The organism is Roseateles aquae (genome assembly GCF_032337115.1).
Lineage (GTDB): Bacteria > Pseudomonadota > Gammaproteobacteria > Burkholderiales > Burkholderiaceae_C > Roseateles_C > Roseateles_C aquae.
The window spans coordinates 1,090,750-1,103,658 of record NZ_JAVXZY010000001.1 but is presented as its reverse complement, the minus strand read 5'-3'; the positions used below and the strand labels follow the sequence as shown (position 1 = coordinate 1,103,658).

Genomic DNA, 12,909 nt, shown 5'->3' with positions numbered 1-12,909 from the left:
CCTTTCAAACGCAGGGATGGCAGGTTCAGCATGGCAGGCGCTTCACGTCGTAAATTCCTCGGGGCTTCGATGCTGGGGCTGGCGGCGCCGCCGCTGTTTGCCAAGACACTGGCGCGTGCCGCCGCTTTGCCGGCGCAGGCGCGCAGCGGCAGCATCGCCGACGTCGAGCACATCGTCGTCCTGATGCAGGAAAACCGCTCGTTCGACAGCTACTACGGCACGCTGGCCGGCGTGCGCGGCTTCAGCGATCCGCGCGCCATCACGCTGCCCTCGGGCAAGCCGGTCTGGTATCAGCCCGATGGCAGCAAGACGGTGCTGCCCTATCACTTCGACATCAAGAACACCAATGCGCTGCGCATCGGCCTGGACCATTCCTGGAAGGGCTCGGAACAAACCTGGAAGGATTGGAACGCCTGGATTGCAAAGAAGAGCGTGCGCAGCCTGGGCTACTTCAATCGCCAGGACCTGCCCTTCTACTACGCGCTGGCCGATGCCTTCACCGTCTGTGATGCCTACCACTGCGCCGTGTTTGGCCCGACCGACCCGAACCGCTTTTACGCGCTGAGTGGTCACAGCGGCGGCAACGTCACCGGCATTGGCGATGGCCGCCTCTACAACGTCACCAACGGCGTCTACAACGCCGATATCGCCAACGACAACCCGGCCGCCGCCGGTATCGAATGGCCGAGCTATGCGGAACAGCTGGAGGGCGTCGGCATCAGCTGGAAGGTCTACCAGGAGTGGGACAACTACGGCGACAACTACCTGCAGTACTTCAAGAACTTCCGTGTTGATGCCCAGGGCCGGCCGCTGACACCGGCCTCGCCGCTGTACCAGAAGGGCCGTGCCTATGCGCCGGGCTCGACGGCAGCCAATGCCAGCGGCACCAGCGGCCAGTGGCTGATCGACCAGTTCGCCGCCGATGTGCGAGCCGATCGCCTGCCCCAGGTCAGCTGGATCTGCGCGCCGACCGAATACTGCGAGCATCCGGAAGCCACGCCCAATGCCGGCGAGAACTTCAGCGCCCGGCTGCTGGCCGCTCTGGTCAGCAATCCTGCTGTTTGGGCCAAGACGGCGCTGATCATCACCTACGACGAGAACGACGGCTTCTTTGACCACATGCCGCCGACCATGCCCGCGCTCAACAGCGATCGCGGCCGCAGCACGCTGGCCAATGCCACGCAGGGCGAGGTCTACCAGGGCGAGCCGATAGGCCTGGGCCCGCGGGTGCCGACGACGGTGGTGTCGCCCTGGAGCAAGGGCGGGCGTGTTTGCTCACAGCTCTTCGATCACACCTCCTTGATCCGCTTCATCGAGGAATGGGCGGTGCAGGGGCGGGGCCTGGCGCGCGAGCGCGTGCACTGCGCGGCGATCTCGCCCTGGCGGCGCGCGGTGAGTGGCGATCTGACCAGCGCCTTCAACTTCCTCAACCCGAATGCCGCCTGGCCGGCCACCGTGCCGGCCACCGCGCTCTATTTCAAGGGCTGGGGTTCGGCGTCGGCGCTGCCGCCTGCACAGCAGGTGCTGCCTCGCCAAGAGAGCGTCAGCGGCGCGCAGGCACGGCCAGCCTGCGCCTTGCCTTACCGCTGCGCTACCAGCGGCAAGGCCTCGGCCAGCGCGCAGCAGTTCATGCTCAGCCTGGCCAATGGCGCCGCAACGGGCTCGGCTGCCGCCGCCTTCATCGTCTACTCGACGCTGCGCAGTGACGGGCCCTGGCACTACACGGTCGAGGCCGGCAAACGCATCGACAACGAGGTTTGGAACTGGAGCAGCAAGGACTACGCGCTGGCGGTGCACAGCCACAACGGCTTCGTTCGTGAATACCGCGGTAACTTCGCCGGCAGCGCCCGGCTGGCCGAGGTGTCGGTGCAGGACGATGCGGCGAGCAGGTCGGTCCGCATCGACTGCTTCAACGGCGGCAGCGCCAGCCTGAGCTTCAAGCTCAGCGATCTGTCCTATGGCGACAAGGCCCAGCTCAGCGTGACGGTGCCAGCGGGGCAGACGCGCAGCCTGGTCCGCAATGTTGAATACAGCCAGGGCTGGTACGACCTTGGCGTGACCGTCGATGGCGACAGCAGCTACTGGCGCCGCCTCAGCGGCCACCTGGAGGGCTGCGGCCTGGACTACACCGATCCCGTGCTCAATGGCCTGGCCGTGGCCCAGGCCTCGCCGCCGCCGCTGACGGTGCCGCCACCGGCTTCGACGGTCACATTCAGCGGCAATGCCAAGGCAATCCGCGTGGGCGAGTCGCTGTCGGTGGCCTGGCAGGGGCTACCGGCAGGCAGCAAGCACTGGATTGGCATTTATCGCAAGGGTTGGGTGCCCGGCAGCAACAGCTCCTTGAAGTGGAACTATGTGGCCGCGCCCGCGGGCAGCCAGGTGATCAGCGGCCTAGCCGAAGGTGAGTACTTCATCGGTCTCTTCCTCAACGATGGCTACGGCGAGGCCGCACCGCGGCTGGACCTGCGGGTACTCAAGCCCGGTGATCTGAATGGCGATGGCCGCATTGACGCCGCCGATCGCGAGCAGCTGCGCAATGCGCTAGGTGCTTGTGCTGGTCAGCCTCGCTATCAGCCGCTGGCCAATCTCGATGCGGATAGCTGCATCACCCAGGTCGACTACCGCGCCTGGTACGACATCTTCAACAAGCAATGAGTGCACCGAAGGGAACGAAATGAGCAAGCTATCACTGTGGCGTACGCTGGCCTTGGCACTGGGTCTGGCGACGGCGGCAACCGGAGCATCTGCCGTCAGCCTGAGCCTGCAGGCACAGGGGCCGGCCATCGTTGGCCAAGGTCTGGATGTGAAGGTCGTGCTGGAGCAACCCTTTGCGGCTTTGGCCGGCGACGAACTGCTGCTCAGCTTTGGCTTTGGCATCGGCCTGGATGCCACGCAGGCACGTATCAAGGGCATCAGCGTGGCCAGCGGCTGGGATGACGATGGGGCGCTGCTGGGCGACGGCAGCATGGCCGGCTCGCGCTTCCCAGCCTTGGCTAATCTGGCGCAGGCGGCTGTGGAACTGGGCACGCTGCACCTGGATGTGCTGTCCGCCGGTACGCTGACGCTCATGCTGAGCAGTCAGCCCGGGAACCCCAATCAGGGCTTGAGCTATCTGTACTCGGGCAACAGAGCCCTGCAGGCGAGCCTGCAGCTGAGCGCGGTGCCCGAGCCCAGCAGCCTGGCCTTAGGGCTGCTGGGCGGGGCGGGGCTGGCTGGCTTGATGCGCCGGCGCCAGGCCAATGGCGTTTGCGCTGCTCAGAAGCTGTAGATCACGCCCACGCCGGCCATCAGCTCGGTGCGCTTCAAGGTCAGCGGGCTGCTCTTGGCGTCGCCCAGCAAGGTGGTGGCGCTGACGATACCCACCAGACTCAGCGACTCGCTGATCGGGTGCATCAACATGGCGCTGCCGTGCACGTCGCGCAGGCCGGCCTTGGGCGTGTAGAGCGCGTAGCCACTGCTGGCCGCCTGGGCTGCATTGACGCCGAAATAGCTCTGCATATAGCGCGCATTGGCGACGGTGGCGCCGGCACCGAGGCGCAACTGCCAGTCCGGCGCCAGCTGCATCGCATAGTTGAGGCCCAGATCCCAGACCAGGCCCTTGCGGTCATTGCCGGAACCGTACTTGACGCTCGAGCTCAGCGACAGCGCCGGGCTGAGCGCGTAGTTGACGAAGCCGCCGAACTCGGCACGGCTGGAGATGTTGCCCATGCCCTTGAGGGCCTTGGCGCGGCCTTCCTTGCGATCGCTGCTGGCGCCGAGGCTGAAGCCGTAGCTCAGCTGGGGGTCGCGCGACAGCGAGTACGTCAGGCCGTTCTGGCCCAGTCCAAAGCCGTTGGACCAGGCGATGTCCAGGTAAGGGAAGAGCTGGGTGCGGCGCTCATCCGATCCCAAGTACTCGGCGTGGCTGATGACGCCCAGACCGACGTTGTAGTGGGTCTGGTCGTCGGCTTTGGCCGGGCCTTGCGCTTGGGCGCTCGAAATGCATGCGGCCATCAGGACGGCGGCAGGCAGCACGGCGCGCGCCGGACGACGCTTGTTGCGGAGGCAGGAAGACAGAGAAGCAGTGTGGCTAGACATGGTGTCGCAGATCAGCGGTTGAGGAAACGCCGCGAAGACTAGGGGCAGGCTTCGCGAGCGTCGCTGCTGGCGCGACGAAGGCGCGGATGGTGGCGATGAAATGTCGTGGATCGGCGCCAGATGTTGCCGGCTTTCCGGCCGGCGCCAGCCGCTGCCGGTGCCGTTGGTCATGGGAGATGCTGCGCTGGGTCGATCGTGCTAGCGCTATAAATGAGCGGCGTGCGCCGCGGGCTAGAACGCCTCCCACTGCTGTTCGGTCAGCGTGCTGGAGGCACGGCTTGGCGCTGCCGCGCCGCGCGCGGGCTTGGCCGGCATCGTGCGCTTGCTGCTGGCGGCGGCATTCGCACGAATCTTGCCAATCGCGGCGGCGGCGACGAGCTTGGGACTGTGCTGCGTGGCCTCGTTGGCGCGAGGCGCAGTCACCTCTGGCGGCAGTTGGAAGACTGCCGCCGCTTCAAGCAGCTGCTGGGCTTGCTGGCGCAGGCTTTCGGCGGCAGCGGCACCTTCTTCCACCAGCGCGGCGTTCTGTTGGGTCACATGGTCCATCTGCGTGACCGCCTGCGAGATCTGTGTCACGCCACCGCTTTGCTCAGCGCTGGCGGCGCTGATCTGAGCGACGATGTCGCGCACACGCTGAACCGAGGCGACGATTTCCTCCATCGTGCTGCCGGCCTGATCAACCAGATGCGTGCCTTTCTCGACCTGTTCGACGCTGCTGGTGATCAGGCTCTTGATCTCCTTGGCGGCCTCGGCGCTGCGCTGCGCCAAGCTGCGTACTTCGGCGGCGACAACGGCAAAGCCGCGCCCCTGTTCACCAGCACGTGCTGCTTCAACGGCAGCGTTCAGCGCAAGGATATTGGTCTGAAAGGCGATGCCGTCGATGACGCCAATGATGTCGGCAATTCTGCGTGAGCTGTCATTGATGCCGCGCATGGTGTCGACCACCGCGCTGACCACCTGGCCGCCCCGGCTGGCTACATCGCTGGCGCCGCTGGCCAGTTGATTGGCCTGCTGCGCGTTGTCGGCGTTGTGGCGCACGGTGCCACCAAGCTGGTCCATGGTGGCCGCGGTCTGCTGCAGGGCGCTGGCCTGTTCTTCGGTGCGCTGGCTCAGGTCCTGGTTGCCCTGGGCGATCTGCGCACTGGCGGTGGCCACCGACTCGGCGTTGCCACGCATGGTTGCCACCAGGCTGCTGAGCGACTGTTGCATGCGCGCCATTGCCGCCATCACGCTGCTGTTATCGCCGTCGCGGCGCGGGACCAGGATGTCCAATCTGGCATCGGCAATGGTCTGCGCCACGCGTGCCACCTCCGCGGGCTCGCCACCCAATTCGTTCAAAACGCTGCGTGTCACCAACCAACTCAGCAGCAAAGCCGCTCCGAGCGAGGCCAGGGCGAAGCCAAGCATCAGTCGGCGGGCGTCTTGGTAGTCAGTCTGTGCGGCGGCGTGGCGTTGCAGATTATTGGCCTTGACAAGCTCGGTGTTGGCATCAAGCGCGTCCTGCAAGGCCTGTGTGGCCGGCGCGGCCTGGTCCATCAGCAGTGCCAGGGCGTCGCCATCGCGGTGCTGGCGTGCCAGCGCGATGAAGTTGTCGTTCAACGGCTGTGCGTGCTGCAGCGCGGCATCAATGCGGGCACGCAGCTTGCGGCCGGCCTCGTCGGGCACAAGTCGCTCCAAGGCCGTACGAGCCTTGGCGTAGTCCTGCCGCGAGAGCTCGACCTTTTTGTACTCGGCGTCGATTTGCTGGTCGTCATGCAACAGCGCGAGTGTGCGCATCTGCCGCGATACCTTGTGCACGGCATCGGCCATGTCGACACTCAGTTCCAGCTCGACATTGTTCTGGGTGACCACCAAATCCAGGTTCGCTTCGATGTCGGCAAGTTCCTTCAGCGCCAGGGCCGAGGAGAGTACCGACAGCAGCAGCAGGCTGCCGAACGCCAGCTGCAGCCGGGTGCGCAGGGCCAGGGTGTTGAGTCTGAGCATGAGCGTCTCCTTGCGATGTCGGTCGGGTTCACTGCAGTTGCGCTGCCAGCGCCAAGTCCTGCATCAGGCTCTCGATATTCAGCAGAATCAGCAGGCGGCGCTGGCCGTCCTGGTCGAGGTTGGCGAGACCGCGGATGTGTGCGGTATTGAGCGTGCCGCCGCGAAAGGGCGGCAGCGGGCTGATCTGGTTTTCAGCCAGGCGCTGCACATCGGAGACCGAATCGACGATGGCACCGACGGTGCGATCACCGAGGCGCAGCACCACGGTGACGGTGTTGTCGTCCACCCGCGCCGGCAGGCCGAAGTGCAGACGCAGATCGACGATGGGCACCATATCGCCGCGCAGATTGAGCACGCCACGCACATGATCGGGCGCGCCGGCGATGCGGGTGCATTCCTCGTGGCGACGAATTTCCTGGATGCACAGCAGATCGATGCCGTATTCCTCCTTGCCCAAGCGCAGGCTCAGGTACTCACCGGCTGCAGCCTTCAGGCCGACAGGCGCTGCGCCGTGGGCGTCGCTGCTGGGGCTGGCGGAAATCAGGGCCATGCTGCTCATCGTGCTGTACCGCGGGCTTTTGCTGCCGGCGGCCTCAGTTGGACATGGCGCTATCCTAGATCAATTGATTAAAGTGATATTAGTGCTAATTAAATTGATCGCATTGAAGCGTTAAAAATGTCGCTGGTATCAGCAGCCGGACGTGGTCAAGGCCTGTGGCACACTCCCGCGCTTCCCTAGTTTTTGCTGGTCCCAGACGTTTTGGACAAGATCCTGCTTCAGATTGCTGCCGAGCTGAAAGTTCGGCCGGCCCAGGTCAATGCAGCCGTTGAGCTGCTCGATGGCGGCGCCACCGTGCCCTTCATCGCCCGCTACCGCAAGGAGGCCACCGACGGCCTGGATGACAGCCAGCTGCGCGATCTGGAATCGCGGCTGGGCTATCTGCGCGAGCTGGAAGAGCGTCGCGCTGCGGTGCTCAAGAGCATTGAAGAGCAGGGCAAGCTGACGCCCGAGCTGCGCGCTGCCATTGAGGCCGCGCCGACCAAGCAGGAGCTGGAAGACCTCTACCTGCCCTACAAGCAGAAGCGCCGCACCAAGGGCCTGATCGCCCGCGAGGCCGGCCTGGAGCCGCTGGCCGGCAAGCTGTTTGCCGATCCCGCACTGGACCCTGTGGCCGAAGCCGCGGCCTTCCTGAACCCCGAGGCCGGCTTTGCCGATGCCCATGCGGTGCTGGACGGCGTGCGCGATCTGCTGTCCGAGCGCTGGGCCGAGGATGCGCTCTTGATTGGCAAGCTGCGCGAATGGCTGTGGGAGGAGGGCCTGTTCCAGTCCAAGCTGATGGACGGCAAGGACGAGAACAACCCCGACATCGCCAAGTTCCGCGACTACTTTGACTACGCCGAGGCGATCAAGACCGTGCCCTCGCACCGCGCCCTGGCCGTGTTCCGCGGGCGCACCCAGGAGTTTCTCGACGCCAAGCTGGTGCTCGACGAAGAGACGGTGGTCGGCCAGCCTGGCCTGGCGGAAGGCCGCATTGCCCGCCATCTGGGCTGGAGCCATGCCAAGCGGCCCAGCGATGAGCTGATCCGCAGGACGGTGGCCTGGACCTGGAAGGTCAAGCTCAGCATGAGCCTGGAGCGCGATCTCTTCGCCCGCCTGCGCGACGAGGCCGAAAAGGTGGCGATCAAGGTCTTTGCCGAAAACCTGCGCGATCTGTTGCTGGCCGCGCCGGCCGGCAAGCGGGTGGTGATGGGTCTGGATCCCGGCATCCGCACCGGCGTCAAGGTGGCCGTGGTCAGCGACACCGGCCGGGTGCTGGACACCCACACCGTCTACCCGCACGAGCCGCGCAAGGACTGGGAAGGGTCGATCCACACGCTGGGCCGCCTCTGCGCCACCCACGGCGTCAACCTGATCGCGATCGGCAATGGCACGGCCAGCCGTGAAACCGACAAGCTGGCCGCCGATCTGATCAAGCGCATTCAACAGCTCGCGCCCGGCACGCAGATCGAGAAGGTGGTCGTCAGCGAAGCCGGCGCTTCGGTCTACTCGGCCTCGGAGTTTGCATCCAAGGAATTGCCCGATCTGGACGTCAGCCTGCGCGGTGCGGTGTCGATTGCGCGGCGCCTGCAGGACCCGCTGGCCGAGCTGGTCAAGATCGACCCCAAGAGCATTGGCGTCGGCCAGTACCAGCACGACGTCAACCAGAGCGAGCTGGCGCGCACGCTGGACGCGGTGGTGGAGGATTGCGTGAACTCGGTCGGCGTCGATCTGAACACTGCCTCGGCACCGCTGCTGTCGCGTGTGTCGGGCCTGTCGGCCGCGGTGGCAGCCTCCATCGTGCGCTGGCGCGATGCCAACGGCGCCTTCCGCAACCGCAAGCAGCTGCTCGATGTGACGGGCCTCGGCCCCAAGACCTTCGAGCAATCGGCCGGTTTCCTGCGCATCCGTGATGGCGACAACCCGCTCGATCTGTCTGGTGTGCACCCGGAAACCTATCCGGTCGTCGAGCGCATGCTGGAAAAGCTGGCCCGCCCGGCTGCCGAGGTGATGGGCAAGAGCGATGTCATCCGTACGCTGAAGCCCGAAGCCTTTGCCGACGAGAAATTCGGCGCCATCACCGTCAAGGACATCCTGGCCGAGCTGGAAAAGCCGGGCCGCGACCCGCGTCCGGACTTCAAGGTGGCACGCTTCAATGAGGGCGTTGAGGACATCAAGGACCTGGTCGAAGGCATGGTGCTGGAGGGCACGGTGTCCAACGTCGCCCAGTTCGGCGCCTTTGTCGACCTGGGTGTGCATCAGGACGGGCTGGTTCACGTCAGCCAGCTGGCCAACAAGTTCGTCAGCGACGCCCGCGAGGTGGTCAAGACCGGCGACATCGTCAAGGTGCGCGTGCTGGAGGTCGACCTGGCCCGCAAGCGCATCTCGCTGACGATGAAGCTCGACGCAGCGCCCCAGGCCCGCGGCGAACGCAAGGCGCAGGACAACAGCTTCCGCCCGGCGGCCCGCCATGAGCGCGGCCCGGCCCGGCCGGCCGCGGCGCCGGCGGCCGGCGGTGCGATGGCAGCGGCCTTTGCCAAGCTGCAGCCCAAGCGCTGAGTTCGCTTTCAAGCCTTGCGGCCAGCCGGCGGGCAAACCGCCAGTGAAGGTGGCTTTCTCGCCATTGGTCGCAAGGTGACAGACAGGGCCGGGCGCCGCCGCTATCGTGGCGCCCAGTTTCTCAATCTCTGTCGTCTGGGTCCCCGTGCCCGCGAGCCCTGGAGCCCCAGTCTTGAATCCTCATCGCATTGCCGCCGCCTGTGCTCAGATGCTGGCGCTGAGCGCCGTCCTCGCCGCGCCATCCGCACATGCGCAAGACCTGCCCCCCGGTGTCGGCGAGCCGCAGCCGCGCCCGGCCGGCACCAAGCTGGAGCGGGTGGAGATCAGCTCGCGCAGCCTCGGCGATACGGATCTGCGCCGCAAGTCGCCGGTGGCCAAGCAGATCTATGGCCGCGAGGAGATGGACAAATACGGCGACACCAATCTGGCCGACGTGCTCAAGCGCCTGCCGGGCGTTGATCTGCAGGGCGGCTCGCCACGGATGCGCGGCCTGGGCGCCGGCTACACGCTGATCCTGATCAACGGCGATCCGGCACCGCCGGGCTTTGCGCTGGACCAGCTCAATCCCGCCCAGGTCGAACGGATCGAGATCACCAAGGGCCCGACGGCCGATCAAAGCGCCCAGGCCGTGGCCGGCGCGATCAACATCATCCTGAAGGAAGCGCCGCGGGTGTCGCAGCGCGATCTGCGTGTCGGCGTCGGCTACAGCGCTCAGCGGCCAACACCCTCGGCCACCTTCACCTACGGCGAGCGCATTGGTGCCCTGGCACTGTCGCTGCCGGTATCGATGTTTGAATGGCGCGGCGAAAGCACGGCGACCAGCGAGCGTCGTATGCCTGGCGCCGATGGGGCGCCTTCGCAGGCGATCCAGCGCCAGACCCAGCCGAATTGGGGCCACGGTTTCAACACCACGCCGCGGCTGAACTGGAAGCTCAGCGACGACGAAAACCTCAGCCTGCAGGGCTTTGCCCAGCGTGGCAACTGGAACAACCGGCAGTTCTACGTCAACGAGCAATCGACGCCGAACGCGCAGCTTGAAGACGATGCCTACAGCCACGGCTTTTGGCAGATGCTGCGCGGCAATCTGCAGTGGACTCGCCGTTTCAACGACAGCCAGCGCGTCGAGCTCAAGGGCGGCCTGCAGGACTCGAAGAGCCGCTTCGACACCCAGACCTACCGCCAGGGCGCCGACCAGCGCCACTCGGTGGGCAATAACCACGACCAGAGCCTGACCCAGGCGGGCAAGTTCAGCCAGTTGCTCGGCGACGAGCACAGCCTGACGATGGGCTGGGATCTGGAATGGCGCCGCCGCGATGAGGATCGCACCACGACGGAGCTTGGCAAGCCGCAGCTGCCCGAGTTTGACGGCCAGCCCTTCGGCGCCCGCATCGAACGTCAGGCCCTGTTTGTGCAAGACGAGTGGGAGCTGTCGTCGCAATGGTCCACCTATCTGGGCCTGCGCACCGAGCGCATTGCCACCGAAAGCCGGGGTAGCGGTGACGGCGCGCGCAACGTCAGTCGCGTGATCACCCCACTCTGGCACCTGAACTACAAGCTCGATGCCAAGGGCCGCGATCTGATCCGCGCTTCACTGACGCGCAGCTACAAGGCCCCCGAGCTGAACGCACTGCTGGCCCGCCCCAGCCTCAGCAGCCTCTTCCCGGACGCGAGCCAGGCCAATACCGAGCTGTCGCCAGACCGCGTCGGCAATCCGCTGCTGAAGCCCGAACTGGCCACGGGCCTGGACATCGCCCTCGAGACCTACCTGGCCGGCGGCGGCATGATCAGCATCGGCGGCTTTTACCGCGATGTCACCGATTTGATCCGCAACGTCACCACGCTGGAGCAGCCGGCCTGGTCGACGGTGCCGCGCTACGTCTCGCGACCGGTGAATTTCTCCAAGGCCCACAGCATGGGCCTGGAGTTTGAGGTCAAGGGCCGGGCCGGCGAGCTGATGCCGGCCCTGTTTGACGCCAAGCTGCCGCTGAATCTGCGCGGTTCTTTCAACGTCTACCATTCCAAGGTAGCGGCCTTGAGCGGCCCGAACAACCGGCTCGACAGCCAGCAGCCCTGGTCGGCGAACCTGGGCTTTGACTACCGGATGAGCAGCCTGCCGGTCAACTTCGGCGCCAGCCTGGCCTACACGCCCGGCTATGAAACCCAGCAGACGGCCAGCCAGGACTTGCTGCAGTCGCGCTCGCGCTCGCTGGATGCCTTCGCGCAGTGGACCTTGAGCCGCCAGAGCAGCCTGCGCTTCTCGGCCGGCAATCTGCTGCCGCTGCCAACCAGCTCGCGGGCGCTGCTGGCCAGCGGCTATGGCAGCAGAAGCGAGCGACTGGGGCGCACCTGGTTCGGCGTGCAGTACGAGACCAAGCTCTGAGAGAACCCATGCGCGCACTGCAGATCCTTGCCGGCCCCCGGGCCCGCGCCCGCCTGGCGGCCGAGGGCCTGCGGCCCGCGCAGGTGCGCGTGATCCCGGCGGCGGCCGGTGGCCCCAAGGGGCTGATCCTCAATCCGCTGGATCAGTATGTGTTTGGCGAATGGCTGCCGCGCAGCCGCCAGGATGTGCATCTGCTCGGCGCCTCCATCGGCTCCTGGCGCATGGCCACGGCCTGCCTGGCGCGCAGCGGCGCCGAGGCCAAGGTCGAGTTCGCACGCATGGCCCACGAGTATGTGCATCAGCACTACGACAGCGATCCCGGCAAGGCGCCGTCAGCGGCCCTGGTCTCGCGCGTCTTTGGCGCCAAGCTGAGCGAGATCTTTGCCGGCCGCGAGGCCGAACTGCTCAGCCATCCGCGCCTGCGTCTGCACATCTTTACCTCGCGGGGCCGGCATTTGCTGGCGCGCGAGAGCCGCTGGCGCACGCCGCTGGGCTATGGTGGCGCGTTTGCGGCGAATCTGCTATCGCGTCGCGCCATGGGCGGCTGGCTGGAGCGGGTGGTGTTTTCCGATCCGCGCGCGCCGCTGCCGATGCCACTGCAGGACTACCGCAGCCGCCAGGTGGCGCTGAATGCGCTGAATCTGCAGCCGGCGTTGCTGGCCAGTTGCTCGATTCCTTTCTGGCTGAAGGCGGTGCACGACATCGCCGGTGCGCCGGCCGGCGCCTACTGGGACGGTGGGATCACCGACTACCACCTGCATCTGGATTACGCGGCCATGGCCGGTGACGGGCTGGTGCTGTACCCACATTTCCAGCGCGAGGTGATTCCAGGCTGGCTGGACAAGGGGCTGAAGCAGCGCCACCGGCCGAGCCGTTTTCTCGACAATGTCGTGCTGCTGGCACCGAACCCGGACTGGATCAAGACCCTGCCCAATGCCAAGCTGCCCGACCGGGCAGATTTCCAGCATTTCGGCAGCGATCTGGCGGCGCGGGTGGCGGCCTGGCAGCGGGCCATCGCCGAGAGCCAGCGCCTGCGCGACGAGTTTGCCGCCGCCTGCGAGCAAGGCAGCATCGAGGCCCTGCCGCTGTGAGGCAACAGAAGCGCCGCGCACGCGCTTGACGGCCAGGGCGCCGGCTGGCCTACAATCGGCGCTCGATCAACGAACAAGGGCTGAGAAAGGCGAGATGGTTATGACACCGCGAACTACGACCACCCCCACAGAGGTTTAGTCGGCTGCGGCTCGTCACGTCTTTCGCTGCTTGAAGCAAGCAGCCTCCCCACAAAGCGCGGCCCCAGCAGCCGCGCTTTTTGTTTTTCCGGGCCTGCCTTTTTTCCTATTGAACTGGCAGCCCTTCCGATCCGGAGTTCACC

General features: G+C 66.1%; 8 protein-coding genes. 5 read left to right on the top strand and 3 right to left on the bottom strand.

Annotated elements, in window-relative coordinates; translation table 11 throughout:
• Positions 1-30: 30 nt before the first annotated feature.
• Together RQP53_RS04795 and RQP53_RS04790 are read left to right on the top strand one after the other, a co-directional pair.
• On the top strand, positions 31-2,655 hold the full coding sequence (locus RQP53_RS04795) for a phosphocholine-specific phospholipase C (RefSeq protein WP_315648984.1): 2,625 nt from the start codon (positions 31-33) through the stop codon (positions 2,653-2,655).
• Positions 2,656-2,674: 19 nt separating this feature from the next.
• Positions 2,675-3,268 carry a PEP-CTERM sorting domain-containing protein gene (locus RQP53_RS04790; protein WP_315648982.1) on the top strand — a complete coding sequence of 198 codons (594 nt, stop codon included), beginning with the start codon at positions 2,675-2,677 and terminating at the stop codon, positions 3,266-3,268.
• Here RQP53_RS04790 and RQP53_RS04785 read toward each other — a convergent pair.
• The 3 genes from RQP53_RS04785 to RQP53_RS04775 form a co-directional block, all read right to left on the bottom strand.
• A complete protein-coding gene (locus tag RQP53_RS04785; protein ID WP_315648980.1) occupies positions 3,256-3,993 on the bottom strand; it encodes a MipA/OmpV family protein in 738 nt (245 codons plus the stop codon). The genes RQP53_RS04790 and RQP53_RS04785 overlap by 13 nt on opposite strands.
• 315 nt (positions 3,994-4,308) lie before the next feature.
• Positions 4,309-6,060: a methyl-accepting chemotaxis protein gene (locus tag RQP53_RS04780; RefSeq protein WP_315648978.1), complete on the bottom strand. Its 1,752-nt coding sequence runs from the start codon at positions 6,058-6,060 to the stop codon at positions 4,309-4,311.
• A 28-nt stretch (positions 6,061-6,088) separates the two neighbouring features.
• Positions 6,089-6,610 (bottom strand): chemotaxis protein CheW, encoded by a 522-nt coding sequence (locus RQP53_RS04775; RefSeq protein ID WP_315648977.1) that lies wholly within the window; start codon positions 6,608-6,610, stop codon positions 6,089-6,091.
• A 210-nt stretch (positions 6,611-6,820) separates the two neighbouring features.
• On the opposite strand from RQP53_RS04775, the gene RQP53_RS04770 reads away from it, so the two are divergent.
• The 3 genes from RQP53_RS04770 (at position 6,821) to RQP53_RS04760 (ending at position 12,628) form a co-directional block, all read left to right on the top strand.
• Positions 6,821-9,157, top strand: a complete 2,337-nt coding sequence (locus tag RQP53_RS04770; RefSeq protein WP_315648975.1) for a Tex family protein — start codon at positions 6,821-6,823, stop codon at positions 9,155-9,157.
• Positions 9,158-9,329: 172 nt separating this feature from the next.
• Positions 9,330-11,537: a TonB-dependent receptor plug domain-containing protein gene (locus RQP53_RS04765; protein WP_315648973.1), complete on the top strand. Its 2,208-nt coding sequence runs from the start codon at positions 9,330-9,332 to the stop codon at positions 11,535-11,537.
• Positions 11,538-11,545: 8 nt separating this feature from the next.
• Complete coding sequence (locus RQP53_RS04760; protein WP_315648972.1) at positions 11,546-12,628, top strand: patatin-like phospholipase family protein; 1,083 nt, start codon at positions 11,546-11,548, stop codon at positions 12,626-12,628.
• The last annotated feature ends 281 nt before the right edge of the window (positions 12,629-12,909 follow it).